The sequence below is a fragment of the Niallia sp. Sow4_A1 genome, assembly GCF_052116745.1.
In the GTDB taxonomy this organism is placed as follows: Bacteria; Bacillota; Bacilli; order Bacillales; family Cytobacillaceae; genus Niallia; species Niallia hominis.
On sequence record NZ_JBQKKM010000033.1, the window covers coordinates 32,709 to 57,847 of the forward strand.

At 35.0% G+C, this 25,139-nt stretch carries 29 protein-coding genes and 1 rRNA gene; 2 read left to right on the forward strand and 28 right to left on the reverse strand.

Annotated elements, in window-relative coordinates:
* Nucleotides 1–309: 309 nt before the first annotated feature.
* The 17 genes from ACTQ5K_RS17100 to metG all read right to left on the reverse strand — a co-directional run bounded on the left by ACTQ5K_RS17100 (nt 310) and on the right by metG (nt 16,255).
* A complete protein-coding gene (locus ACTQ5K_RS17100) occupies nt 310–540 on the reverse strand; it encodes an anti-sigma-F factor Fin family protein (protein WP_031537130.1) in 231 nt (76 codons plus the stop codon).
* Between the two features lie 92 nt (nt 541–632).
* Nucleotides 633–1,196 (reverse strand): aminoacyl-tRNA hydrolase, encoded by a 564-nt coding sequence (pth, locus tag ACTQ5K_RS17105; RefSeq protein WP_031537129.1) that lies wholly within the window; start codon nt 1,194–1,196, stop codon nt 633–635.
* A gap of 152 nt (nt 1,197–1,348) precedes the next feature.
* Nucleotides 1,349–1,990: a 50S ribosomal protein L25/general stress protein Ctc gene (locus ACTQ5K_RS17110; protein WP_031537128.1), complete on the reverse strand. Its 642-nt coding sequence runs from the start codon at nt 1,988–1,990 to the stop codon at nt 1,349–1,351.
* Nucleotides 1,991–2,161: 171 nt separating this feature from the next.
* Complete coding sequence (locus ACTQ5K_RS17115; protein WP_031537127.1) at nt 2,162–3,118, reverse strand: ribose-phosphate diphosphokinase; 957 nt, start codon at nt 3,116–3,118, stop codon at nt 2,162–2,164.
* A gap of 85 nt (nt 3,119–3,203) precedes the next feature.
* Nucleotides 3,204–4,562 (reverse strand): bifunctional UDP-N-acetylglucosamine diphosphorylase/glucosamine-1-phosphate N-acetyltransferase GlmU, encoded by a 1,359-nt coding sequence (glmU, locus tag ACTQ5K_RS17120; RefSeq protein WP_031537126.1) that lies wholly within the window; start codon nt 4,560–4,562, stop codon nt 3,204–3,206.
* Between the two features lie 533 nt (nt 4,563–5,095).
* On the reverse strand, nt 5,096–5,386 hold the full coding sequence (gene spoVG, locus ACTQ5K_RS17125; protein WP_026574035.1) for a septation regulator SpoVG: 291 nt from the start codon (nt 5,384–5,386) through the stop codon (nt 5,096–5,098).
* A gap of 182 nt (nt 5,387–5,568) precedes the next feature.
* Nucleotides 5,569–5,943 carry a RidA family protein gene (locus ACTQ5K_RS17130; RefSeq protein ID WP_031537125.1) on the reverse strand — a complete coding sequence of 125 codons (375 nt, stop codon included), beginning with the start codon at nt 5,941–5,943 and terminating at the stop codon, nt 5,569–5,571.
* A gap of 20 nt (nt 5,944–5,963) precedes the next feature.
* Nucleotides 5,964–6,785, reverse strand: coding sequence for a pur operon repressor (purR, locus tag ACTQ5K_RS17135; protein ID WP_031537124.1), 822 nt, complete (start codon nt 6,783–6,785; stop codon nt 5,964–5,966).
* Nucleotides 6,786–6,840: 55 nt separating this feature from the next.
* Nucleotides 6,841–7,710, reverse strand: a complete 870-nt coding sequence (gene ispE / locus ACTQ5K_RS17140; RefSeq protein WP_048719110.1) for a 4-(cytidine 5'-diphospho)-2-C-methyl-D-erythritol kinase — start codon at nt 7,708–7,710, stop codon at nt 6,841–6,843.
* A gap of 403 nt (nt 7,711–8,113) precedes the next feature.
* Nucleotides 8,114–8,296, reverse strand: coding sequence for a small, acid-soluble spore protein, alpha/beta type (locus ACTQ5K_RS17145; protein WP_031537122.1), 183 nt, complete (start codon nt 8,294–8,296; stop codon nt 8,114–8,116).
* Nucleotides 8,297–8,504: 208 nt separating this feature from the next.
* Complete coding sequence (gene veg / locus ACTQ5K_RS17150; protein ID WP_031537121.1) at nt 8,505–8,768, reverse strand: biofilm formation stimulator Veg; 264 nt, start codon at nt 8,766–8,768, stop codon at nt 8,505–8,507.
* 305 nt (nt 8,769–9,073) lie between these two features.
* Nucleotides 9,074–9,958: a sporulation peptidase YabG gene (gene yabG / locus ACTQ5K_RS17155; protein ID WP_109768914.1), complete on the reverse strand. Its 885-nt coding sequence runs from the start codon at nt 9,956–9,958 to the stop codon at nt 9,074–9,076.
* Nucleotides 9,959–10,186: 228 nt separating this feature from the next.
* Nucleotides 10,187–11,068 (reverse strand): 16S rRNA (adenine(1518)-N(6)/adenine(1519)-N(6))-dimethyltransferase RsmA, encoded by an 882-nt coding sequence (gene rsmA, locus ACTQ5K_RS17160; RefSeq protein WP_251629300.1) that lies wholly within the window; start codon nt 11,066–11,068, stop codon nt 10,187–10,189.
* Entirely contained in the window at nt 11,061–11,621 is a 561-nt protein-coding gene (rnmV, locus tag ACTQ5K_RS17165) for a ribonuclease M5 (protein ID WP_235251654.1), read from the reverse strand. Before rnmV ends, rsmA begins: the two co-directional genes overlap by 8 nt.
* Nucleotides 11,622–11,895: 274 nt before the next feature.
* Nucleotides 11,896–13,077 carry a G5 and 3D domain-containing protein gene (locus ACTQ5K_RS17170; RefSeq protein ID WP_031537117.1) on the reverse strand — a complete coding sequence of 394 codons (1,182 nt, stop codon included), beginning with the start codon at nt 13,075–13,077 and terminating at the stop codon, nt 11,896–11,898.
* A gap of 237 nt (nt 13,078–13,314) precedes the next feature.
* A complete protein-coding gene (locus tag ACTQ5K_RS17175) occupies nt 13,315–14,082 on the reverse strand; it encodes a TatD family hydrolase (RefSeq protein ID WP_031537116.1) in 768 nt (255 codons plus the stop codon).
* Between the two features lie 184 nt (nt 14,083–14,266).
* On the reverse strand, nt 14,267–16,255 hold the full coding sequence (metG, locus tag ACTQ5K_RS17180) for a methionine--tRNA ligase (protein ID WP_031537115.1): 1,989 nt from the start codon (nt 16,253–16,255) through the stop codon (nt 14,267–14,269).
* A 475-nt stretch (nt 16,256–16,730) separates the two neighbouring features.
* Between metG and ACTQ5K_RS17185 the strand changes: the two genes are divergently transcribed.
* Nucleotides 16,731–17,015, forward strand: a complete 285-nt coding sequence (locus tag ACTQ5K_RS17185; RefSeq protein ID WP_031537114.1) for an AbrB/MazE/SpoVT family DNA-binding domain-containing protein — start codon at nt 16,731–16,733, stop codon at nt 17,013–17,015.
* Nucleotides 17,016–17,198: 183 nt separating this feature from the next.
* On the opposite strand, the gene rsmI is transcribed toward ACTQ5K_RS17185, so the two are convergent.
* From rsmI to ACTQ5K_RS17235, 10 genes are all read right to left on the reverse strand, one after another.
* A complete protein-coding gene (gene rsmI, locus ACTQ5K_RS17190) occupies nt 17,199–18,065 on the reverse strand; it encodes a 16S rRNA (cytidine(1402)-2'-O)-methyltransferase (RefSeq protein ID WP_031537112.1) in 867 nt (288 codons plus the stop codon).
* A complete protein-coding gene (locus tag ACTQ5K_RS17195) occupies nt 18,043–18,330 on the reverse strand; it encodes a GIY-YIG nuclease family protein (protein WP_031537111.1) in 288 nt (95 codons plus the stop codon). The genes rsmI and ACTQ5K_RS17195 overlap by 23 nt, the downstream gene beginning before the upstream one ends.
* Nucleotides 18,320–19,063 (reverse strand): tRNA1(Val) (adenine(37)-N6)-methyltransferase, encoded by a 744-nt coding sequence (locus ACTQ5K_RS17200; RefSeq protein ID WP_031537110.1) that lies wholly within the window; start codon nt 19,061–19,063, stop codon nt 18,320–18,322. The genes ACTQ5K_RS17195 and ACTQ5K_RS17200 overlap by 11 nt, the downstream gene beginning before the upstream one ends.
* 128 nt (nt 19,064–19,191) lie before the next feature.
* The gene (yabA, locus tag ACTQ5K_RS17205) at nt 19,192–19,569 is read right to left on the reverse strand and encodes a DNA replication initiation control protein YabA (protein WP_031537109.1); all 378 of its coding nucleotides are present in this window, start codon (nt 19,567–19,569) and stop codon (nt 19,192–19,194) included.
* A gap of 12 nt (nt 19,570–19,581) precedes the next feature.
* On the reverse strand, nt 19,582–20,409 hold the full coding sequence (locus ACTQ5K_RS17210; RefSeq protein WP_031537108.1) for a PSP1 domain-containing protein: 828 nt from the start codon (nt 20,407–20,409) through the stop codon (nt 19,582–19,584).
* Nucleotides 20,402–21,409, reverse strand: a complete 1,008-nt coding sequence (gene holB / locus ACTQ5K_RS17215; RefSeq protein ID WP_441994100.1) for a DNA polymerase III subunit delta' — start codon at nt 21,407–21,409, stop codon at nt 20,402–20,404. The genes ACTQ5K_RS17210 and holB overlap by 8 nt, the downstream gene beginning before the upstream one ends.
* A 13-nt stretch (nt 21,410–21,422) precedes the next feature.
* Nucleotides 21,423–21,860: a YaaR family protein gene (locus tag ACTQ5K_RS17220; protein WP_048719094.1), complete on the reverse strand. Its 438-nt coding sequence runs from the start codon at nt 21,858–21,860 to the stop codon at nt 21,423–21,425.
* Between the two features lie 106 nt (nt 21,861–21,966).
* Nucleotides 21,967–22,296: a cyclic-di-AMP receptor gene (locus tag ACTQ5K_RS17225; protein ID WP_031537105.1), complete on the reverse strand. Its 330-nt coding sequence runs from the start codon at nt 22,294–22,296 to the stop codon at nt 21,967–21,969.
* A gap of 173 nt (nt 22,297–22,469) precedes the next feature.
* The gene (gene tmk / locus ACTQ5K_RS17230; RefSeq protein ID WP_031540304.1) at nt 22,470–23,099 is read right to left on the reverse strand and encodes a dTMP kinase; all 630 of its coding nucleotides are present in this window, start codon (nt 23,097–23,099) and stop codon (nt 22,470–22,472) included.
* Between the two features lie 21 nt (nt 23,100–23,120).
* Entirely contained in the window at nt 23,121–24,560 is a 1,440-nt protein-coding gene (locus tag ACTQ5K_RS17235) for an aminotransferase class I/II-fold pyridoxal phosphate-dependent enzyme (RefSeq protein ID WP_031540303.1), read from the reverse strand.
* 177 nt (nt 24,561–24,737) lie between these two features.
* Between ACTQ5K_RS17235 and ACTQ5K_RS17240 the strand changes: the two genes are divergently transcribed.
* Nucleotides 24,738–24,947, forward strand: a complete 210-nt coding sequence (locus ACTQ5K_RS17240; protein ID WP_031540302.1) for a sigma factor G inhibitor Gin — start codon at nt 24,738–24,740, stop codon at nt 24,945–24,947.
* 82 nt (nt 24,948–25,029) lie between these two features.
* Here the strand turns inward: ACTQ5K_RS17240 and rrf are convergent.
* Nucleotides 25,030–25,139 (reverse strand): 5S ribosomal RNA (gene rrf / locus ACTQ5K_RS17245); the annotation flags it as partial.

Below are 25,139 nucleotides of genomic sequence, written 5' to 3' on the forward strand. Positions count from 1 at the left end.
GAAAAAGCTGTTTTCTAAAAGATTGTTACTTTCTCAATATGATAAATAAACAATTAGAGATACTGAGCAGCCTGAGAAGCTGCGTGAAAGTCCAAGCTCCCACACGCAGTAGCCTGAGAAGACTTGACCCTCTCCTAAAAGCGGCTTTGTTAAAATGTGGAGAAAATACTCCTTTATGTTGTTATATACGAGATATCTTGCCTATATTCCTGCTACTAAAGAAAACATGTATATAGACAACGGAAAAATGCTTTGGATTAGTCCAAAGCTTTTTTCCTAATTAAAAACAGTATCTTTTTAAACAGTCTATTAATGAATCAAATAATCATTTTCATAGTAACCAGGATTTTTAGACAATGATTCTTGACAATCCTCACAAATTGATTTTACCTCAATATCTCCTGTTTGATGATATTGAATCATTTCTGAACGATCTTCATCTGTTAAATGATCGAATCCTAAGCGGTTTGCTTCTACTGCTCCTGCATCAAGTGAACCTATATGCACACCACAATGTCTGCAATGATAATGTATAGCCATTCCAAGGCCTCCTTACTAGCACATTATAATAATGCTAGTATTAACCGATTCGTAGCTAAATATAACCGAATAAACAGGAATGGAACAATATCTTACTGGATATTATATTTATTCATTACTTGCAAAAAAGGTTCCTCAGCCCATTGCGCACATGCGTCCGCGCATTTTCTGATCGTTCCCTCTAATATGTCCATTTCTTCTTTTGTAAATTTTCCAAGGACATAATCAACAACCTTCATACCATTTTTAGGACGATCAATTCCAACTCTTATACGATTAAATTTTTCTGTCCCAACATGAAGAATCGTAGACTTGATCCCATTATGTCCACCAGAGCTTCCCTTTTGACGAAGTCTAATTTTCCCAACAGGTAAGTCTAAATCATCATAAATGACTACTAAATCCTCTGGCTCAAGATTATAGTAATCCATAATCGGACGAATTGATTCTCCTGAGAGATTCATATATGTAAGCGGCTTTAGTAAAATTATTTTTTCGCCCCCAATATTCCCTATTCCAAAATTCCCTTTGAATTTCGCTTTATCTAATGGAATATTGTAATGGTTGGATAAAAAATCTATTACTTCAAAACCTATATTATGTCTTGTTCTATCATATTGCTTCCCTGGATTCCCAAGGCCCACGATTAATTTCATGACAATCCCCCTGATTTATTAATCACTATGTAAGCTATATATGAAAAAGGTTTGGCCAATAGAAACACTTACCGGTCAAACCTTTTTTTGCTAGCCTTCTTTAGAAATGTACTTTCTAAACGTACAGGGAGAATTCATTTGTAGGAATTGCATTACTCTTCTTTTGTATCCGGCTCCGTTTCTCTGCCTTCTACATTATCAGGCATTCCTTCTTCTTGTTGTTCTCCTGTACTAATCTCTTCTTCCTGTCTTGGAGCAAGAATTGATGCGATTACTTCTTCTTGTTCATGGTCTATTTCTATTTTATCATAACCCTTAACATCTCCCACAGTAATCGTATCTCCAACTTGGAGTTCTGTTACATCAATATCAATACTAGTCGGTATGTCATTAGGTCTTGCTGTTACTGTTACTTCATGTAATGCCTGCTGCATAACGCCGCCATCTTTCACTCCAGCTGCTTCTCCCACTAAGGAAACTCTCACTGGTGCACTGATAGCTTTTGATAAATCAACTGCCAAGAAGTCCACATGCAGTACTGCTCGCTTTATTGGATCGGAATCATATTCATTTAAAACGACATTATAGGTTTCCCCGTCGATATCCAGCGAAATAACACCATTTCTTCCAACCTCACGAATCGTTTTTAAGAAATTTGCCTCACTTAAGGAAATCGACGTATTTTCTACTTTTGATCCATACACAATTCCTGGGATTTCTCCCTCATTTCTTAATTTCGTTAAGCTTGAATGCTTGTCTGTCATACGTTTTTTTGCTTGTAAAGTTGTCGTCATTATTTCACCTTCCATTATTTATTCAATGAACACTCTTATATAAAAAATGCCCTAAATGGAAGAAATTTAAACATAGAGAATTTTGCTTCTCTATTAAATAGAGTACGACAATACTAATAGTCGCCTGCCAAAAGGCAAGCGACTAATCAGAAAGTTTTGCTTTTAAATCTATCAATCAAATAAGAAACTTACAGACTGATCTTGATGTACACGTAAAATAGCCTCACCTAGTAAATCAGCAACTGATAATTGGATGACATTCGCAGAAAGTTTCTTGTCTCCAAGTTCAATAGAGTTTGTTACAACCAGCTCTTTAATTTTGGAATTATTGATTCTATCCATTGCAGGTCCTGATAATACGGGATGTGTACAGCATGCATAGACTTCTTTAGCGCCATTTTCAGCAAGAGCATTAGCACCGAGTGTGATGGTACCAGCTGTATCAATAATATCATCGATAAGAATGGCAATTTTCCCTTCTATATTACCAACAATATTCATTACTTCCGCAACATTTGGTTTTGGTCTTCTTTTATCAATAATAGCAATTGGTGCTTTTAATCGTTCTGCAAGCTTTCTTGCTCTCGTAACACCACCGTGATCTGGTGATACAATAACAAGTTCTCCATCAAATTCACGCTGACTGAAATAGTTGCCTAGGATTGGTACACCCATTAAGTGATCAATCGGAATATCGAAGAATCCTTGAATTTGCGGGGCATGCAAGTCTAATGTAATAACACGGGTTGCTCCAGCAGTTTCTAGTAAATTTGCTACTAATTTTGCTGTAATTGGTTCACGTGCTCGTGCTTTTCTATCTTGTCTAGCATAACCATAATAAGGAATAACTAGGTTAATCGTTTTAGCTGATGCACGCTTTAATGCATCAATCATAATTAACAATTCCATAATATGTTCGTTAACAGGTGCACTAGTTGACTGAATGACATATACATCACAACCACGAATACTCTCTTCAATATTAATTTGAATTTCTCCATCGCTAAAACGCGTCACAGAACATTTCCCTAATTCTACTCCAATTGACTCTGCAATTTCTTGCGCTAATGCTGGATTAGAGTTTAAACTGAATACCTTCAAATTTGGATCTAAATTCTTAACTGGCATGCTGAACCTCCACTGGTCTTTTTCCACTAATGATACGAAGAATGTATGAATAAAAGCTACTTATTCTTCTCTTTTTTAAATCTGATTATTTACGTTTGTAATTCTCTTTATTAACTTGACGGGAACGGGCAATGGATAGTGCCTCAGAAGGAACATCATCTGTTATGGTGGAACCTGCTGCAACATAAGCACCTTTACCAATTGTGACAGGAGCAATTAAATTGGAATTGCAACCAATAAATGCGCCATCTTCTATTGTAGTCATAAACTTATTCTTGCCGTCATAATTAACCGTGATTGTACCACAGCCAATATTTACATCATTGCCAACACTTGCATCTCCAATATAACTCAAATGGGATGCTTTACTTCCTTTTCCAAATGTCGCTTTCTTAATTTCAACAAAATTCCCGATCTTCACTTCATCATTGATTGTAGACGCTGGTCGAATATGAGCAAATGGTCCTATATTCACATCTGAACCTATGCTACTATCATGTGCAACAGATTGTTTGATAGCTGTATTATTTCCAACAATACAATTATTTATTTCTGTATTGGGTCCTATGATACATTCTGAACCTATTACAGTCGTACCTTTAAGAATACTCCCTGGGTATATAACAGTATCTTCCTTAATCGTTACATCTGCTTCGATATACGTATTTAATGGATCAATAAGCGTTACTCCATTTCGCATATGCAGTTCATTAATACGTTTTCTCATAATTGCTTCTGCTTCCGATAAAGCCACACGATCATTCACACCAATGGTTTCATCAAAATCATTTGTTTGGAATGCACTAACTGTTTCTCCCTGCTGCTTTAAAATCTCAATAACATCTGGCAAATAATATTCACCTTGAACATTTTCGTTCGAAACGTTATTTAATGCCTGGAATAACAATGCATTATCAAATACATAGGTACCTGTATTAATTTCTGTTATTTTTCTTTCCGCTTCCGTAGCATCTTTATGTTCGACTATTTTTTCTACTACTCCCATTTCGTTACGAACAATTCTACCGTAACCATCTGGTTTACTTGCTTCTGCAGTTAAAATGGTTGCCTTTGCTCCCATTTTCTCATGTTGTAAAAAGAGCGCTTCTATAGTCTCACTCGTCATAAGTGGTGTATCCCCACAAATAACTAATGTCACTCCATCTTTGTCTCCAAGAATATCTTTTGCTTGTATTACCGCATGTGCTGTTCCAAGCTGTTCTTGTTGATACACATAATTAACACTATTGCCAAGCTGTGCTTTTACTTTTTCTGAACCGTGGCCAATTACTGTTACGATTGAATCCACTTGTAGCTTCTCTACTTGATCTACAACATGCTGTACCATCGGTTTTCCACAAACAGGATGAAGTACTTTATAAAGCTTTGACTTCATTCTAGTTCCCTGTCCTGCGGCTAAAATCACTGCGTAACGAGTTGTCATTCACAGGCCTCCAATAACCTTTTTATCCACTAAAAAATATATCTTAAATACCTCTTGATTTCAAGGAAGGATTCACATTTTATGTATGGTTATTTAGAAAAGTTTCTTTTTTATACTAATTATTTGCTTATTCCGTACCAAAAATAAATTTATCTAAATAGGAAAAACACTAATAATTGCTTAAGAGAGAGGATCTTACTTTCATTTCACTTTTTAAGAGACCACCATAGTAGGACTTCCTTGCTTTAAGCAATAGGGGATTCTTCTCTTACTCTACATGAAACGGATTAAATATACCGAAAAAGTCAGGGATATAAATTATTTCTTAACTATTTTATGATACTAAAAGTAAAAGAGGTTTTCATTGGAAAATAAAGGGGTATATAGAAGTGTAATACATTTATTATGACCTATATGTATAATTCTCTTTGTGCTATATAGTGCTTATTTTACTGCTTTGTATCTCAACCGCTTTTTAATAGGTAAAAAAAAGAGCCTTACTCTTAGGAAGTAGGCTCTAGCTGCAGATTATTTTAGGAAGCTCCAGCTTCTTCAAATTCAATTTCTAATTCACCCAGGCGGTGGTATTCTGCCAAAACTGCTTCCTGGATTTTTCCTCTTGTACCAGAGTTAATTGGATGAGCGATATCTCTAAATTCACCATCCGGTGTTCGCTTACTTGGCATCGCTACAAATAATCCATTATTTCCATCAATTACCCTAATATCGTGAACAACAAATTCATTATCTAGTGTAATAGAGGCAATAGCTCTCATTCGTCCATCCGTATTAACTCGGCGTAGCCTTACATCAGTTACTTCCATCCTGTTCACCACCTTTACTAGAAGATAAAATCTAGTTAATAAATTCAACAGAACTTTCATAACTCCTTCTTAAAAGGCGAAATTTTTTAGAATATTTCGGATAAAATAAAGAAAAATTGCCGAAAAGTGATAAAATCCTCGCTTTTTCACTAAAACTTCGACTATTCTTCATATGAATTACCTTACTTACAAAGAGCAATTACCTCGATTTCAACCAATACATCTTTCGGTAACCTTGCTACCTCTACACAAGATCGAGCAGGTTTATGCGTTGAGAAATATTCCCCATATACCTCATTAATTGCTTGAAAGTCTTCCATATTTTTAATAAATACAGTCGCTTTAACAACCGTTTCAAACGATGCCCCCGCTTCTTTTAAAACGGCAGCTAAATTTTTAAATACTTGATGTGTCTGTGTCTGAACGTCTCCCTCGATTAAGGTCCCTTCAGCAGTTAAAGGAATTTGACCTGAACTGAAAAACAGATTATTAACAATAATACCTTGAGAATATGGCCCGATAGCTGCTGGTGCATTACTTGTTTGAACAACTTTCATGTGTCTTTTCCCCCTAAGATCTATTTTTTGTCAAAATAATTGCCATTTTTCACTGAAATTTTCTTTTCTTTCACATCAACGCCTGATAATTTCACTAGTGATAAATAATCATCTACTAATCTTTCTTCCGCTTCTTCTGCCTCAACTAATACTGCTATTCCTGCAACACTTGCATTGAATTCCTCTAACAAGCTAATCATACCATTGATGGTACCACCAGCTTTCATAAAGTCATCCACAATCAAAACTTTTGAACCATCTTCCAAGCTTCTTTTTGACAATAGCATCGTTTGAATTCTTTTAGTAGAACCAGAAACATAGTTGATACTTACAGTAGAACCTTCTGTTACTTTACTATCTCTTCTAACCATAACTACAGGAACATTTAAATAATTCCCTACTGCATACGCCAAAGGAATTCCCTTTGTTGCTACTGTCATGACTACATCTATATCCGTATCAGCAAAAGCTGATGCAAAAAGCCTACCTACTTTTTGAACGATAGCCGTGTTGCCTAATATATCGTTCATATATAGGTATCCACCTGGCAATAGTCTTTCCGGGCTTTTAATTAAATCGCAAAGCTCCTCAACAAATGGTTTTGCTTCCTCTTCACTGACTCTTACTTGATACTTTACTCCACCAGCAGCTCCTGGCAATGTATGTAACGTCCCTATTCCTCTTTGCTCAAAAGTTTCCTTAATAATAGCCAAATCTTCACTTATAGAAGACTTGGCCGAACTGTATTTTTCTGCAAAATAAGAAAGAGACACTAATTGCCTAGGATGCTCCAGCAAGTAATTCGTCATGTCTATTAAACGTTCACTACGACGAAACTTCATAACAGAACCCCCAAAATCCGAATATTTAAGGACAATATTACATTATTATACGGATTTAATCAAGAGTATGTCGCTGTCCAATCATTCTAACTGCAAATACTTGGTCACAAAATCCTCTTAATCCGTTGTAAACACGGTTCATTCTTGAATCATGTTGAATTAATCCGAAAACCGTAGGGCCACTTCCGCTCATAAGTACTGTATCTGCCCCAAACTTACAAATTTGCTCTTTTATTTGGGCAACCTCAGGATATAAGGATAAAGTGACATTTTCTAGTACATTCCCTACACACTCACACATTAAATCATAATCCTTGGATGAAATTGACTCAATCATTTTTTCCGTATTTGGATGCTCAATTGTCTCTACATCTAGTCTTTTATAAATATCAGCTGTTGATACACCAATAAATGGTTTCGCTAAAATAACCCAACAAACTGGAGGTGCAGGTAATTCCTTAATGATTTCTCCTCTTCCAGTTGCAAGTGCGGTTCCTCCGTAGACACAGAAAGACACATCAGATCCTATTTCAGCCCCAATTATCGCTAACTCATCTAATGTTAGCCCTAAACCCCATAACTTATTTAGACCGCGTAATACTGCCGCCGCATCACTGCTTCCTCCAGCTAAGCCAGCTGCCACAGGGATGTTCTTTTCTATTTTTATTTCTACCCCCTTCTTTACACGGAACTTTTCTTTTAATATATTTGCTGCTTGATAAGCAAGATTACGTTGGTCATCAGGAACAAATCTATTAAGAGAAGTTATTTTTATTACATCGCTATCTAGCAGTGCTAGCTCAATTCTATCTGCTAAATCAATTGTTGTCATAATCATTTCTACTTCATGATACCCATCAGGTCTCTTACGAAGCACATCCAATGACAAATTGATTTTAGCTGGCGCTTTAACCAAAAGCTTCAATATTTCCACCCACTTAACAAATTTCATCATTTACTTTTTTCCTCTCACTAAAGAAAACAGCTTTCCTTGGAAGGAGGTAATAATAGTAGGCTAGACGAACTCTATCTTTTCCTTATTCCGTACCTATCTAAGCATTATGCTCATCTAATCTTCTATTTCGATATAGTGATTTTACCACAAATTAGTCTATTACATGTAATAGAGATTATGATTTCCTGAATTATTATCATGATTTTATAGGTAATATTAACTCATTCATCTTCGAATAAAAAAGGATCTATCATTATCCTTTCTATCTATATTTTGGAATATAGATAGTAGCTAATGATAGATCCTATTGTTACCGTGAGTAAATCCATTGTGATTATAATATAAAAAAGATGGACGTTAAGTGATGTTGAAGTTACTCTTTATTTTGAGTAAGAAGACTTTGTTCTGCAATTTCTATTGCTCTTTTGACCATATTCCCTGCGTCTCTTGCACGAATACCGCCCCAGCCCTCTTGTTGGACCACATCATAGAAACCAAGTTCTTTTGCTAATTCTTCTTTTAATCCTTCAGACATAATTCCTCTTCGTCTACCCATAGTGAATCTCTCCTTTCATCACCCACGGTAGATTTAGTATGTAACTATCATTAGTTTTTCATGTTATCTATTTGTTGCCAAAAGCGATACTTATTTATACATTCACAGCTGACTTTATTAAAAAATGGCCATGCTTCCATTTTTATTGCATGAAAAAAGCAGCAAACAAATCGTTTACTGCCGCTTAATGCTTTCAAGCAATATATAGTTAGCTTAAAGCAACTTGTCCTGATGTATCCTCAAAGAAGGTAATTTGAACCGTTTCTGTTAAAACATCTGCATAGCTGTATGATACACGTTCAAATGCATTTTCATCCTGATCTAACTCCACTACAAACACAGATGGATAAGTCTCTGCCAACACGCCAGAACGCTCAATTGTCTTACGACGACCGCCATTTGCCTTCAGCATAAGCCTTTTTCCTAAATTTGAATCAAGAGCCTTTTTTATATCTGATAATGTTTTTGCCATTCGGTCCACCTCACTGTGTAAAGTATATCACACTGACATAACAGAGTCAAATAAAAACATGAATTATAACAGTCTTTTTTGGAAGTTGTCAATATTTTTTATTCTTATTTTTCTCCAATTTTTCAACAAAGATTAGTATGCACGACGTAAAGATAAATATGTAGAAAAATTTGATTTTTTTAAACTGCTGGAAAAAGGATGCATGATAATCTTAACTGAATCAACAAAGAAACACACAGGATGGATAGCTTAAGCAGTCCTGCTATGCTTGCTTAAGCTATTATCATCCTGTGTGTTCCATTTATTTACCCTTCTTCTGATTGATTCGTATGATATGGCATACCTGTTCGAAGAACTCCTTTGGTTTCTATTCCACCTAACCCTTTTTCGCCAGTTAAGGTATTCCTTAATACATCCCAAACATTTACTCGTTCCATAAATGGCGTAAAACTAATCTTTGCAACAATATAAACCGGATCAAGTGCATGAATATTTACCCTCGAAGGAGAGCTTGCGAAATTAGCACCTGCATAGATAAGGGACTCAAAGTGAGATTGACAAGCACCAGCAAAAATAACTAATTGATCTAAATTAGGAAGTTTCTTTCTCGCTTCTCTGACGGTCTGTACAAAGTATTTTGAATGTCGGTATGCATTAATATCGTTTTTCTCCCCTAACGCCTTAGAATAGGCATCATGCCCTGTTATAACAAGGATATCTGGACGATAATAATCCAAAAGACTGCTTATTTTACTGGGCATCTCTTTTTCATGGCAATGAACTCCATTTACAGGGATTCCAATTTTTTCATATAAAGTTAAACATTTCTTTAAATAATTAGGATCGCCATCAATATGCAGCACTTTGCCTGGTAGTTGAAAATAGTTGGAAGGTTTGCTGTATGCCTCTGTTACTTGATACTCCTGTTTTCTTCTTAAGAGATTCACATCTTGTCGAAATAATTGGAGAGATTGCTCCTCCATCAACTGGACCTTTTGTGAAATTTTCCGTTGCATCGGTTGATTAATTAACACTAAATCCTCATATGGAGCATCTGCAATAAGACGAAAATCCTCCCCATAAAGAATAGCGATTTTTTGACCATTTACCTCTTTCATATCAATTATTCGAAATAACATATCGCATTGATATGATTCTCTTCCGACGATATCCATGATGTTTACAGCCACTGTCGTCACTCCAATTAACCCAAACACGTTTCTGAGTGGTTATTAGTATTCAAAATCTATCTCTGATAAATTATGCATATGTCTAGAAAGTTGTGAGCAATTCAAAAGAGAAGAACGAAAACATAAAAGGCTATTTTCATCAACAACAAAAAAAGATGAACAGAAAGCTTCTCTCCCCAGTCATTCTTTTAGGGAAAAGAAAATCATCTGTACATCTATTTCTACTCATTATTTAGTAAATATTTCATAAAGAAAATCACTTAACTTTGCAAACTCTTCGATAGACAATGATTCTCCGCGTCTAGAAGGCTCAATCCCCGCTTGTTCAAGCGCAGCGATTATTTCACCCTTCTTTTCTTTTCCGCCCTCTAGCTGGCTAGAGAGATTGTTTAAAATCGTTTTTCTCCTTTGAGCAAAGCTTGCTCTTGTTATTTGAAAGAAAAAGTCTTCATTTTTTACCGAAACAGATGGTGTTTTTCGAATAGTTAAACGAATTACAGCAGAATCTACATTTGGTTGAGGAACAAAGACTGTCTTCGGAACAATCATCACTACTTCTGGTTTAGTATAGTACTGAATAGCAATTGAAAGAGATCCATATTCCTTCGTTCCTGGTTTAGCAGATATTCGCTCTGCTACCTCTTTTTGCAGCATGACAACAATGCCTCTTAAAGGAAGTTTCTCTTCCAAAATCTTCATAATGATTGGTGTTGTTACATAATAAGGCAAATTAGCAACGAGCATAATATCCCGAATATCATTAAACTCTGTTTCTAACATTTCCTTTACGTTTACTTTTAAAATGTCCTGGTGAATAATCTTCGCATGTGGATAAGGCTCAAGCGTTTCGTTTAAAATTGGCAGCAAGCGTTGATCGATTTCATATGCAACAACCTTTTTACTTCGCTTAGCAAGCTGTTCTGTTAATGCCCCAATTCCCGGACCAACCTCTATTGCACCCGATTCTTCTGTTAACTCTGCATGATTTACAATATTTCTCAAAATGTTTGTGTCAATTAAAAAATTTTGCCCTAAGCTTTTCTTAAAAGAAAAACCATACTTATCTAGAATTGCTCTCGTTCTTGCTGGTGTTGCGATATCTTTATACATCCTTACCCTCCTGACGCATTTCCTTCATGGCTTGTGCGAACTCTTCCTTAGTAATATGAAACATCAGTAATCTCTTATAAAGCTGTTTCCCATTTGTATACCCAATTTTAAGCAGCTTTCCCAACTGCTCTCTACGCTCCTTAGAATCTGCACCACCAATCAATCCTGCATCTATTAAGTCTTCTTTTGTAATTTCCTCCGTTATCGATTCCTGCATAGGATGAGCATCTTTTAAAGCTTCTCTAATTGCCTCTATTGATGCATGTTCCACCCCAACACCTTTACCATGCTTATGGATTGCAAGCTCCTTTGGTATAAAAGCATGTTTACAATCAGGAATATGTTTTTCAATCGTATGACGAATCTTTTGACCAGGATAGTCTGGGTCGGTTAACACAATAACCCCTCTTGTTTTTTGTGCTAGCTTTATTTTAACCAATGTTTCTTGATTAATTGCTGAACCGTTTGTTTCAATAGTATCTGCATCAACTGCTCGTTTAATAGCAGTTGTGTCATCGCGTCCTTCCACTACTATTATTTCTTTAATCTTCATGGAACCTCCAAAAAAATAATTTATAAAATTTGAAAAAAAAATGAAACATAATTGTAACATGAAACGTCTATATATACAGAGAGAGAAATATTTATAATCACTATCATTATAGCTAATATTTATGTTTTAACAAACGGCGATTTGTTGTGACTAGTTATTATGTGAGAAAATGTGAACAAAAGCAAAGAAAAAGACAGAGGAATTGATTCCTCTGCCAGATTAGCTATCATTTTATCCTTTAAATAGGTAATAAAGTGTCTAGATTTATTGATTGCTAATTAATTATTTTTATCATAACTTGCCTGTTACCCCAACGGTAAGCTTCTGCTTTTGAAGAAAAGAAAACATCGATTTTCTGTCCTTTCACGCTTCCACCTGTATCACCTGCAACAGCATAGCCATAGCCTTCAACATAAACCTTTGTTCCTAATGGGATAAAACTTGGGTCGACAGCAATTACTTTTGCATTTGGATTAGCTTTCAGATCAATTCCAGTAGCCGTTCGGCCAGAACATCCATTACAACTAGCAGTATATGCTGTTGAATTGACGTACACTTCTTTCCCGCTTTCTTCTCCTCGGGATGCTAGTTGTATGACATCGCCTTTTGTTCCAACAGATACAATTTTGTCCTGCTTTTCTTTCACTGTTGTTTCACTGAGTAATTTCCGGGAAATCTCTTTGCCATTTTCCTTGGTAACTTCATACTTTTTAGAGACTAATCCTTCTGTGCCCTTTTTCAGTATCTTCTCAGTACCTGCCGGAAGATTATCGTCCTTTTGGGTAATAACGGCAAAGTTAATCGGTTGTTCCACTACATCGGTGACCTTTTCTATTCTTTTTATATTTACAACAGTTTCCTCTTTCACTTTTTCTTTTAGATCTGGTTCAACTCGGTCTAATTTTGCAAGTGATATCTCATGTTGTGTTAAAAAGTCAGCGACCGTAGTCGAAGTGGACCATACTTGTTTTTTCTTTCCTGCGTCTACTAGTGTGACTGGAAATGCTGTATGTACGACAACTTCCATATTATGTTCTATAGCGTTAGTTTCTTTCTGATTGATCTGATCATGCTCGTTCAAAGAAATTTTTTGTTCTTCTAAAAACTCCTTAACAGTATCTACTGTTGTCCAAACCGTTTTCTTCTCGTCGTCTTTTTGCAATTCAACCTGTTTAGCTTTCTTCCAGACAACTTCAAGGTTATCTGTAACCTTTGTGTTTAACGAGGGAAACACATAATCTTTTGAGCCAATAGCAATGTCCAAGTCATCAAATATTTGTTTTATAGTAGATGAGTGCGTCTCGATGATTTGTTCTTTACCATTTAGCGTCAGCGCCACAGTATTTTTAGTAGTTTCATAAATTATAAAGCCTAAGCTACTTGCAAAAACGATGAAACTAGCTAAAAAGATGGACACCTTTTTCCTGCTCAAAGATTTCGAAAACAGGTTTTTCATGTTTTGGATTACGATGAAAAACGCCTCCTTTTCTCTCGGAGTGATTATATAGAGTATCATGTCTGCTGTCAACCCTTAAGAATCTTTGAACGTATTTCTTATTATGCAAAAAAAACAAGCGAAAGGAAAGAAAGAAATCTCGACATAATTAGTCTATGAGAAAAGAAAGCGATGTAGAATGATTAAAAATAAGGTGAATTTCAGACAAACTTTTTCGTTATTCGACAAAAATCTTTATCAGTTTATGCCGAATAATTTTTTTGCATTTTCTGTTGTTTTTCTAGCCACCTCTTCATAAGAAATCCCTTTAATCGCAGCAATTTCCTCTGCCACTAATTTTACATAACTCGGTTCATTTCTTTTACCCCTAAACGGTGTCGGCGCTAAATATGGACAGTCTGTTTCAATTAATAAATGATCTAGTGAAACTGCTTCTGCAACCTCTTTTGGTTTCCGGGCATTTTTGAAAGTCACCGTTCCACCTAGTGAGATATAGAAATTCATATTTATGCATTCTAGTGCAGTTTCTACACTCCCACCATAACAGTGCATAATCCCTCCAACTTCTTTCGCATCTTCCTCTTTTAAAATTTCTACAATATCAGCTGTTGCTTCACGATTATGAATAATTATTGGAAGTTTTACTTTTTTTGCTAGTTGAATTTGTTTTCTGAATACCTCTTTTTGAATTTCCTTTGGCGATTTATCCCAATGATAATCTAATCCCATTTCTCCAATTGCAATTACTTTTGGATGCTTAGCTAACTCTTCAATCCAAACTAAGTCTTCTTCTTTCATATCAATTGCATCTACTGGGTGCCATCCTATACTTGCATAAACAAATTCATATTGCTCAATAAGCTCCATCGCTCTTGTGATGGTAGGTCTATCAAATCCAACAACTACCATCTTTTCCATCCCAGCATCCATTGCCCGTTCTATAACTTCTTCTAAATCCTCTTGAAACTCATCTGCGTTAATATGTGTATGGGTATCAAATAACATGAAAATCTTCCCTCCATCTTTTGTTAGATATACTTACAATCGCTTATTGCTTATGTTGATTCCTCTTTTTTTCATACTGTAAGAAGAAAAAACATAGAGATGTTTAACCCATTGTTTTCCTCACCTTTTTAAGAAAGGCGATTCCTCTTTAGGAACATCTCCATGTTTTTTCATTGATTTGTTTTTATTTTACTTTTGAACCCAATGGTAAAGCTTCTGCAATTGTCGCAAGAGACAGTTCACCATCATGACTTCCAGCTAAAATCATACCTTGTGAAAGCTCTCCTCTTAATTTAACCGGTTTTAAATTTGTTACACAAATAACTTTTCGTCCAACTAAGTCTTCTGGAGAATAATATTTAGCAATACCAGAAACTACTTGTCGTTTCTCATAACCTAAATCTAATTGTAGCTTCAATAACTTGTCTGCTTTTTTCACTGGTTCTGCTTCAAGAACTTGTGCAACACGTAAGTCCACTTTCATAAAGTCATCTATCGTGATTTCATCTACTTCTGGAACTTCTTGGACTTCTGGTTTCTTCTCTTCTTCCTTTTGAGGTCCCTTCATCTCTTCCTTGATAAATTCCACCTCTTCTTGGATATCTAACCTAGGGAAAATAGGATCTCCCTTCTCAACTATAGTACCTGCAGGTATGACCCCAAAACGTTCTAGGCTATCCCAAGTGTGCAAAGAAACGTCCTGTATATTTAATTGTTTAAAAATCTTGTCAGGAGTTCTTGTTAAGAAAGGTTTTAGTAAAATAGCGATTCTTCTTAAAGATTCCGCTAAATGGTTCATAACAATTGCTAATTCTTCTGTTCTTTCTTCTTTTGCCAACACCCATGGTTGTGTTTCATCAATATATTTATTATTTCTGCTAATTAATTGCCATAATGTTGTTAATACAACAGAGAACTCCATATTATCCATATGCTCTGCATATTTTTCCACTGTTTCTCTATGTGCCGCAACAAGAGATTGTTCAAACGGTCCTTCCGAATTTTTATAAGTAGGTATTTCTCCATTAAAGTACTTATTAATCATCGCCACTGTACGATTTAATAAATTACCTAAATCATTGGCTAAGTCAAAATTCACTCTTTCTACAAATGCTTCAGGAGTAAATACACCATCAGAACCAAACGGAACTTCTCTTAGTAAATAATAACGAAGGGCATCTAAACCATAACGATCAATTAATGTAACAGGATTAACCACATTGCCCTTTGATTTAGACATTTTGCCATCCTTCATAAGGATCCAACCATGTGCAAAAACCTTCTTCGGCAATGGAAGGTCTAATGCCATTAACATAATTGGCCAATAAATTGTATGGAAACGTACAATTTCTTTCCCTACTAAATGGACATTTGCTGGCCAGAACTTCTTATATAATGTCTCATCATCAGAACCATATCCTAGTGCGGTAATATAATTGGAAAGTGCATCAATCCACACATAAACAACATGCTTCGGATCTCCTGGAACTTTAATTCCCCAATCAAATGTAGTTCTTGAAACAGCCAAGTCTTCTAATCCAGGTTTAATAAAGTTATTAATCATCTCATTCTTACGAGATTCTGGTTGAATAAATGCTGGATTTTCCTCATAAAACGCTAATAAACGATCAGCATATTTTCCCATTCTAAAGAAATAAGATTCTTCTTTCACTAATTCAACAGCATGACCACTATCAGGGCTTTTACCTCCAATTACTTTTCCATTTTCATCATGGATAGGATCAACTAGTTGAAGCTCTGTATAATATGTTTCATCAGAAACAGAATACCAGCCTTGATACTCGTCTAAATAAATATCTCCTTGATCCACTAGCTTCTTAAACATTTTTTCCACAATATCTGTATGTCTTTTTTCTGTAGTACGAATAAAATCATCGTAAGAAATATCCAGTTTACCCCATAGTTCTTTAATTCCTGCAACAATTTCATCTACATATTGAATAGGCGTAATTCCTGCTTCTTCTGCTTTTCGTTGGATTTTTTGTCCATGTTCATCCGTTCCGGTTAAATAACGAACTTCATAGCCTCGCATTCTTTTATAACGAGCCATTGCATCTCCAGCAACTGTTGTGTAAGCATGTCCAATATGTAAATTACCACTTGGATAATAAATTGGCGTAGTAATATAAAAAGATTTTTCTTGATCCTTCACTTAGTTCCCTCCTATATATATGTATACATATGTACCTTTAGTAAAATAAAAATAACCGATATTACTATTGTAACCATTCTTCTTTTTTAGCGAAACAAAAAAGTATAAGAACATTCGTATAAACCGCATAATCATTGCCATTTTTTCCTTTTATCCCATCAAAATATACCTAAAATTACTAGTTTATGCAACAGACATTTTAAAGCCTGTTGGAAAAGAAATAAAAATGTTGGTTTTTGTCGAAAAAAGAACATAAATAATACTATTAAAATATACTAATTTATCCCACTAACTAGGTAAGTATCTGACTACTTCTCGCAAAAGCCTAATATAACAAGGCTTTTTAAAATACAATAATTTGAAAATAAATAATTGACGTTTATGGGAATGGCTGGTATTATAATGACATACAAAGAAATTTGTCGAAAATTAGCGAAAAAAATATAAATATTCACTTTTTGGGAGGAGAAAATAAATGAAATCTACAGGTATTGTTCGTAAAGTTGATGAATTAGGTCGTGTAGTTATTCCAATCGAATTAAGACGTACATTAGGTATTGCTGAAAAAGATGCTCTAGAAATTTATGTAGATGATGAAAAAATCATCTTAAAAAAATATAAGCCAAACATGACTTGCCAAGTTACTGGAGAAGTTTCAGATGACAACCTTTCTTTAGCTGGCGGTAAATTAATCCTTAGCCGTGAAGGTGCAGAGCAATTAATCCAAGAAATTAAAAGTAACTTTGAAGTTTCTAAATAAGAATAAAATAAGAAATGTGTAGGTACTTTTTCAACTAGTATTTATCCATCCATCTTTTTATTGGATTAGAAGCTCCTTGAAGTAACTAGAACCTATTCATTCTTTTTTATAAACAAAGGGCTGCCTTATTAAAGGTGAACACCATGTTATTTTATGTTCACTTTTATGACGGCAGCTCTTTTCTTATTCAATATGATATTCTTGGTAGACGTCTCTTTTTTGCATTCCTCTATCTAATGCTGTCTTTTTAATTGCTTCTTTTACTGTAATTCCTTCTTTTTGAACATAATGATTCACTTGTTGTACAACGGTCAATTCGTCCCACCAATTATTTTCTTCTTCTTTTTGGAATTCACCCTGCTCAATTACTAAACAAAATTCTCCTCTAATTTCTTCTGATTGCGACCATGCAATTGCTTCCTCTACTGTACCACGAATAAATTCTTCATATAGCTTGGTCAATTCTCTGCATAAAGTGATCTTTCTATTACCAAGTATATCCATTATTAAAGTTAATGTTTCTTTTAAACGGTGTGGAGATTCATATAAAAGAATCGTACCTGGAATAGTCTTAAGGAAAAGTAATTCTTTTTTCTTCTCCTTTTTTTGTCGATTAAGAAATCCATAAAAATAAAAGGGATGTGTCGGAAGACCTGAAGCAATAAGTGCTGTTAATGCCGCATTGGCTCCTGGAAGTGGAATAACTGGAATTTCTTGAGCAATCGCATCTATAACTAGTTCATATCCTGGATCTGCAATAGTTGGCATCCCTGCATCACTTACTAAGGCAATAACTTTTTCTTCTTTTAAAGCTTGTATTAGCTTCTGGCCACTCGTCTCTTTATTATGCTCATGATAACTAACCACAGGTGTAGTGATTTCAAAATAGTTACAAAGCTTTTTTGTATTACGTGTATCTTCGGCAGCAATAACATCTGCCTCTTTCAGAATCCTGATTGCACGAAAACTCATATCTTCTAAATTCCCAATAGGAGTAGGGACTAGATACAGAGATCCTCTTTTTTCTTTATAGCTTTTTTGTTGCTTCATTTCCTTCACCAAGCTCCTTCTTTAGAAACTGCTCTTTTTTCTTTCTCCCTAATTGTTTAAAGGCATACTCTTGTTGCATGGCTTCCTGTTTTGTTTGGAATTCCTCCTGATAAATAATCGCTACTGGCAAACGCCCTCTAGTATATTTTGCCCCTTTTCCGGCATTATGTGTATTCAAACGCTTTTGAAGATCATTTGTATAGCCTGCATAATAGCTTCCATCATTACAAATTAGTACATAAAAATAATGCTTCTTACTTTCCATATAAAATTTTACTCATTTCCTCTGTATAATTGTTGCCATCTTTATAAACAAATAACGGAGGTAAAACTTTTAAGTCCGGTTTGCCATCTTTTATCGCTTCGACTAGCAAAATATTCGCTTCCTTCCCTGCTTTTGGATAAACGAATCGTATACGCTTTGGCTCCAATCGATTTGCTCGCATTAATGTAATGATATCTAATAATCTTCCTGGTCTATGGACAAAAGCCACTTTTCCACCTTGTTTAACTAATTGGCTAGCTACACTAATGGAGTCCTCCAACGTACAGAGGAGTTCATGCCTCGCAATAGCAAGATGCTCATTTATATTAATCTCTTCTATAGAATTAGTCTTCTTAAAGTAAGGGGGATTACACGTAACTGCATCATACTTCTCCGATCCAAGGAAGCTAGGGGCATTCTTAATATCACCATGAATCATTTTAATTTTCTCTTCTAACTGATTATACTGTATACTTCGATTCGCCATATCATATAATCGTTCCTGTATCTCGACTCCTATGATTTCTCCCTGTGTACGAAGTGATAAAAAAAGTGGAATAACCCCATTGCCACTACATAAATCGACTATCTTCCCTTTTTTTAAGGGAATACCTACAAAATCAGCTAATAATACTGCATCTAACGAGAATGAAAATACGGATGGACTTTGGATAATCCTTAAACGTTCATCCAATAAATAATCTAATCTTTCATCTCCAATTAATGGTACCACTACCTTTAACCTCCATTTATTTATTACCTACATAGAAAAAGAGATGTCTCAAGAAGAAAGAGTCATCCCATCCAATACAATTGGTTGTATTGCTTATTTTCACTGGGATTATTTTCTTTGAGACATCCTTATTTTTTATTAAGAAACGACAAACAAAATAGACAATCACCATCTTTTCGGGGACTCCCAAAATGAAGATTACAAATATGGAAACCTTCTTGATACAATCTTGCGAGGTTATCATATCCTTCCCCTATATCAATGTTTTTTTCCTCTATCATCTTACTTTGTTTTGCGTTTCTTTTTTTCTGATTATCCTGTCTTGATTCTTTCTCTCTTGGTATATCCTCTAAATGCTTCCTTAGATTCTCATTTTCTAGCTTCAACCTATTATTTTCTTCAATAAGTTCAGCTACATGCTGTTTAAGATCACCTAATTGCTTATATAAATTACCAATTTGACTTTCCATATTTATTACTGATTCAAAAACTTCTTTTTTATCCACTCTTCCACCTCATTAATCTGTGGATTGAACTGAAACAGCATCTTCTTGCAGTATTTCATCTAATGTATATTCAAGCACTCGTTCTTGTTCAGAAATTTCCACTTGGAGTACACGTTCTAAAATATTTAAACCAACAACTTTTCCCTTTCCATCCGGTGTATTAATCCAGTCACCTAAGTCAGGTAAAAGTTCTTTTGCAGCTTCATAATCATCATTTTCATATTTTAAACAACACATTAATCGTCCACATAATCCAGAAATTTTTGTTGGATTTAAGGAAAGGTTTTGATCTTTTGCCATCTTAATAGATACTGGTTCAAAATCCCCTAAGAAAGTTGAACAGCAAAGCATCCTTCCACAAGGACCAATGCCACCTAACATTTTCGCCTCATCTCTAACCCCAATCTGACGAAGCTCAATTCTAGTTCTAAAAATGGATGCTAAATCTTTTACTAATTCCCTAAAATCTACTCGACCATCTGCGGTAAAATAAAAAATGATTTTATTACGGTCAAATGTATATTCTACATCAACCAATTTCATCTCTAATTCATGTAGCGTCACTTTCTCACAGCAAACATCATATGCTTCTTTGGCTGCGAATTTATTTTCCTCTACAATCATTTGATCTTTCTGATCCGCAATTCTTAATACTTTCTTTAAAGGTAAAACAACGTCATTTTCATCTACTTTTTTCGGGCCAATTACTACTCTCCCGAATTCTACACCCCGAACAGTTTCAACGATGACAAAGTCTCCCTTTTGGATAATTAATTCATTTGGATCAAAATAATATATTTTTCCAGCTTTTTTAAAGCGGATTCCTACGACATCATACAACTGAAGATCCCTCCTGCAGCTTTAGCACCAGCTGCTCCATCAATAACTGTGGATTCATATTCCCTTGCAGCTTTCGCTTTGCTTCAAAAATAGCTGTCATTTGTTCCGTTAAGCGCCTATTAGAAGTTCTTAAGGCATATGCCTCTAGACGTTCTTTCTCGCCAACGTATACAATCTGATCGTGCTTGCCAAGCTGTATATATAATAAATCTTTATATAGTAGCAATAATAAATCGAGCCCTCTATCAAACTGATCTTTTTCTTTAAAATGTGAAAACCAGTCTCTTTGAAGAGCCACTAATGCTTCTAATGGGGTTCTATTCAGAACCTCATATAATTTTACCACTATTTTTTGTGCTTGTACAAACCATTCATCTGTACTTAGAGTCAATGCTTCTTCAAAACTATTGGTAATCTCCGCAAGCAAAGGGGCTTCATTTGGTTTAATTCCATTTCTTACTAGTTCTTTTGCCATTTCATTTGGGGATAATGGTTTAAAGGAAAGTGTTTGGCATCGAGATAAAATAGTCGGCAATATTTGCTGAATTTGTTCCGTTAATAGAATGGCAGTTGTTTCTGCATTAGGTTCTTCCAAAAATTTCAACAAACTATTAGCTGCATTGGTGGTCATTTTATCTGCGTGAACAAGAATGTAAACCTTTTGATTTGACTCCACCCCAGTTTTTGAAAATTCTTCTTGCAGGCTTTGTATCTGATGTTTTTTTATTGATAATCCATCTGGTTCAAGCAAGTGAACGTCTGGATGATTTCCATTATTTATCCTCTTGCAATTAGAACATGTTTCACATGGAACATATCCTTTTATACTATTTTCACATAAAATACTCTTTGTGAGAACAAGACTTATTTCCCTTTTCCCCGTACCTTTCATTCCCTCAAAAAGGTAAGCATGTGCTAGTCGTTCTTTTTTTAAGCTGTTTTTCAGCATCTTTAAAACAATGGGCTGTGTCTGTTCAAGCTGTTCCCATGTTCTTGTCAAGACAATCACTCCATTACGTATATATATTAATCAGCAAACCTTTGATTTCACCAATTTTATCCAAAATATTTAAACTGTTTTTCTCTTTTGCTATTACTTCTTCTGTCAGTTCAACTAATTTATCATCTATGACATGTATAATACTTAAATCTCTACCCTGACCAAACTGATCCCAAGAATTATCTTTTTTCACTTCCATCCCATATTCAACAGCTTCCTTTACAAACTGTTTTACAAGGGATTTATACTTAGTCAAATCCTTTAGATTTTGAGATCTCCCCAACCTGTTACCAATATCATCAATGTTTTTCATTAATGTCTGAAGCTGTTCGATCTTCAATTTCTCGTTTTGTTGTTGGACATATCCTTGAAATTTCGAACCACCTAGACTACCTTTTGTTTCTATTTTAGTCCCTTCAGGCTTAATTCGAATGTCTTTATTTATCTTCATATTCTTCCTCCTGAAGAACGTTCTACTTCTTACTGGATAGCATAGACTACCATTATCCATTAAGCATGAAAGTACATCGGCAACTCGAAGCTAACCGATGTATGATTTAAAATTGCTTAAATTGCTCAACAGGTAATACAAAAACAGTTGCTCCTCCCACTTCCACTTCCACTGGATAAGGAACGTAAGAGTCTGCATTCCCTCCCATGGGCGAAACAGGAGCTACTAATTGATCTCTTGATTGACAATTATCTTTAATAATTTGCAAAGCCTTTTCCACACGTATATCTTCCGTTCCTATCATAAAGGTGGTATTTCCAGATTTCAAAAATCCGCCCGTACTCGCAAGCTTTGTCGCTCTAAAATTATTTTCAACAAGTGCATTAAGCAATTTATTGCTATCTTTATCTTGAATGACTGTTAGAATTAATTTCATTTTTATCCCGCCCCTTATTATAGTTTCCGAATGATTTTATAACTTGTTCCTATTATAGCAATAAATGCAAAAACAAACAGCTGAAAGGAAAAATAATTCCTCAGGCGCATTGTCAGCACTCATTCTTTAGAAGTAATAGATTTACATGAATATTTTGTTTAAAGGTACCCATACTATTTCAGAAATTGATTAATAATCTCTACCGTATCTTGAAATACCTGCTCTAAAGGCTTAGATGCATCCACTTTAACAATTCTTTCTGGAAATTTCTCTATCACCTTATAATAGCCCTCTTGGACCAATTCATGAAATTCTATTTTTTCTAAGTCTAGACGATTGATCTCCCTATCACTAGTAGTGTTAATTCTCGCTAAACCAACTCGTGGGTCAAGATCAAAATAAATCGTTAGCTCCGGCATCACATCTCCAATAGCAAATTGATTAATCTCCCAAATTTCATCCATGTCAATTCCTCTAGCAAACCCCTGATATGCCAAAGAGCTATCAATAAAACGATCACATAGAATAATTGCTCCACTGTTTAAAGCTGGTATTACTTTCTCTACTAAATGCTGTCTTCTTGCAGCTGCATAAAGTAAAGCTTCTGTTCTAGCATCCATTTCAGTATGCTTGGGATCTAATATAATACTTCTAATTTTTTCAGAAATAGGGATTCCACCTGGTTCTCGCGTCTTAATAATCTGCTTCTCTTGCTCCTGGTAATAGTTTAACAACATATCAATAATCGTTGTTTTCCCTGCTCCCTCTGGTCCTTCTAATGTAATAAAGAGCCCTTTTGTCACCGTATTGTCCTCCTAAAGCTGTCATTTCTCGAAAATTGTAATTTTATTTTCATAAATAGATGGGCTTCCTTGGAATCTCGCTCCATCTTTTAATAAGTTCTTTATTTGATTGATATGATACATCGTTATTTCCTCACCAGGCATTAGAATAGGGATTCCTGGTGGATACGGAATAATTGTTTCTGCACAAATAGCATGATGGGCATCATTTAATGATATTTCTCTTTTATTTCGTAAAGCTTGCTCTGTTTCACCAAGTTTTAATTCTACTATATCCTGCCCTTTTTTTATAGATGCTGACACTTTTCTTTCATAGGGAATCTCAGATAGGTTCTCAGACAATGCCTTTCTTACTTTAGTAATAATCTCATTAAGAGGAAATGCTATTTCTTTTTTTAGCAATGGAAAAACAAATAGTACATTATTAGAATCAGCTAATTCTGTATAAATCCCCTCTTTTTCTAATTGTTTTTGAAGAATAAAACCAGTTTTATCTACTGTCGATTGAATAGTAATTTTTAAGGGATCCCCTATATAAGGATAACCTAACACTTTTAGCTGTGAAACCTTTGCTAGCTCACTACGAAACAGACTAATAGTATTTTGCAGGTAATCCCAATCCTCCTCACTGTATGTTGCTAAATAGTGTCTAGCCTTATCTAAGGAAGCCATGATTAAGTAAGAGGGGCTACTGGACTGCAATATCTCCAGATAATATTTTACTTCATGCTCCTCTATAAAATCAGTATTATAGTGTAAGTATGCTCCCATGGTTAAGGCAGGAAGTGTTTTATGTGCGGACTGAACAACTAGATCAGCCCCCAATTGAACAGCTGATGGTGGAAATTTATCATTTCCTATAAAATGAGCACCATGGGCTTCATCAACTAAAACACAAATTCCGTTAGCATGGGCTAATTGAATGATTTCTTCTAAATTTCCAATCATACCATAATAATTAGGAGACGTTAGGATAAGTGTTTTCACTTCAGGAAATTGAGCAATCGCTTGCTTTACGGTTCTTTCTGAAAGGACTGTTTCCACCTTCCATTCTTCCTCATAATCGGGACTTAGAAAAATCGGTTTTGCTTTAGCAAGCTTTATTCCATTCATTACTGATTTATGACTATTCCTTTGAACAAATACTTTATCTCCTTCTTTTAAAGAGGCAAGTATCATAGCTAAATTCCCAACAGTACTTCCATTTACAAGAAAATAGCTTTTTTTCACTCCATAAAGATCTGTTAATAGTTTCTCTGCATCACCAATAACGCCCATAGGAGCATGTAAATCATCTAGGTCATTAAGCTCCGTAACATCAAATTTCCATAATTGTCTTCTCCATTCCTCGTCATTATAAGAAATCAATTCTCCATTCTTATGGCCTGGCACATGAAAAGATATATTATTTTCCGACTGAAACTGTAAGAGTTTAGAATATAATGGTGTTTTTTCTTGCAATAGTACTCCTCTTTTCTTTTTTCTCTCTATTTATAGTATCACTTTTTTGACTATCTTATCATTGCCTAGCTTTAAACTTGCTAGAACGAAGTAAATAAGTGATTGATAGACTTTGAGAGTCAATGTATAAATGATTACTAAAATGGTTAAAATAGTTTCTATGGAGGTGGAGAAAAAATGGGGAAATATCATACCCAATCAATTAAAGGGGAAAAATGTCTTATATGTGAAAATAATAAATTAGAAGGAATTCATCTCTTTCAATCTTTTATATGTATGGACTGCGAGAGAGAAATCGTCAACACCAAAACAAGTGATCCAAAATATCAATTTTTTGTTTATCAAATGGGAAAAGCACGGATTTTACAAGAAAGACGCCAAGCCTAATCTTTGGATGAATAATCTATCTAATAATTAGTAAACTATAAAAAAACAAGCATCCACCAAAGTAGATGCTTGTTTTATTCGTGCCTGGCGACGTCCTACTCTCACAGGGGGAGAACCCCCAACTACCATCGGCGCTTTAGAAGCTTAACTTCCGTGTTCGGTATGGGAACGGGTGTGACCTTCTCGCTATCG

What these genes read in the sequence shown, in the direction of transcription:
- rsmA (WP_251629300.1), bottom strand. Translation starts at nt 11,068, where the DNA reads ATGTATAAAGATATCGCAACACCAGCAAGAACGAGAGCAATTCTAGAT.
- ACTQ5K_RS17145 (WP_031537122.1), bottom strand. Translation starts at nt 8,296, where the DNA reads ATGGGTAGACGAAGAGGAATTATGTCTGAAGGATTAAAAGAAGAATTA.
- purR (WP_031537124.1), bottom strand. Translation starts at nt 6,785, where the DNA reads ATGAAGTTTCGTCGTAGTGAACGTTTAATAGACATGACGAATTACTTG.
- ACTQ5K_RS17115 (WP_031537127.1), bottom strand. Translation starts at nt 3,118, where the DNA reads ATGCCAGTTAAGAATTTAGATCCAAATTTGAAGGTATTCAGTTTAAAC.
- ACTQ5K_RS17225 (WP_031537105.1), bottom strand. Translation starts at nt 22,296, where the DNA reads ATGAAATTAATTCTAACAGTCATTCAAGATAAAGATAGCAATAAATTG.
- rsmI (WP_031537112.1), bottom strand. Translation starts at nt 18,065, where the DNA reads ATGAAGCAACAAAAAAGCTATAAAGAAAAAAGAGGATCTCTGTATCTA.
- ACTQ5K_RS17185 (WP_031537114.1), top strand. Translation starts at nt 16,731, where the DNA reads ATGAAATCTACAGGTATTGTTCGTAAAGTTGATGAATTAGGTCGTGTA.
- pth (WP_031537129.1), bottom strand. Translation starts at nt 1,196, where the DNA reads ATGAAATTAATCGTGGGCCTTGGGAATCCAGGGAAGCAATATGATAGA.
- spoVG (WP_026574035.1), bottom strand. Translation starts at nt 5,386, where the DNA reads ATGGAAGTAACTGATGTAAGGCTACGCCGAGTTAATACGGATGGACGA.
- ACTQ5K_RS17175 (WP_031537116.1), bottom strand. Translation starts at nt 14,082, where the DNA reads ATGTTATTTGATACCCATACACATATTAACGCAGATGAGTTTCAAGAG.
- ACTQ5K_RS17100 (WP_031537130.1), bottom strand. Translation starts at nt 540, where the DNA reads ATGGCTATACATTATCATTGCAGACATTGTGGTGTGCATATAGGTTCA.
- ACTQ5K_RS17170 (WP_031537117.1), bottom strand. Translation starts at nt 13,077, where the DNA reads ATGAAAAACCTGTTTTCGAAATCTTTGAGCAGGAAAAAGGTGTCCATC.
- ACTQ5K_RS17130 (WP_031537125.1), bottom strand. Translation starts at nt 5,943, where the DNA reads ATGAAAGTTGTTCAAACAAGTAATGCACCAGCAGCTATCGGGCCATAT.
- ACTQ5K_RS17220 (WP_048719094.1), bottom strand. Translation starts at nt 21,860, where the DNA reads ATGAAGATAAATAAAGACATTCGAATTAAGCCTGAAGGGACTAAAATA.
- ACTQ5K_RS17110 (WP_031537128.1), bottom strand. Translation starts at nt 1,990, where the DNA reads ATGACGACAACTTTACAAGCAAAAAAACGTATGACAGACAAGCATTCA.
- veg (WP_031537121.1), bottom strand. Translation starts at nt 8,768, where the DNA reads ATGGCAAAAACATTATCAGATATAAAAAAGGCTCTTGATTCAAATTTA.
- rnmV (WP_235251654.1), bottom strand. Translation starts at nt 11,621, where the DNA reads ATGAAGATTAAAGAAATAATAGTAGTGGAAGGACGCGATGACACAACT.
- ACTQ5K_RS17195 (WP_031537111.1), bottom strand. Translation starts at nt 18,330, where the DNA reads ATGGAAAGTAAGAAGCATTATTTTTATGTACTAATTTGTAATGATGGA.
- ACTQ5K_RS17240 (WP_031540302.1), top strand. Translation starts at nt 24,738, where the DNA reads ATGGGGAAATATCATACCCAATCAATTAAAGGGGAAAAATGTCTTATA.
- glmU (WP_031537126.1), bottom strand. Translation starts at nt 4,562, where the DNA reads ATGACAACTCGTTACGCAGTGATTTTAGCCGCAGGACAGGGAACTAGA.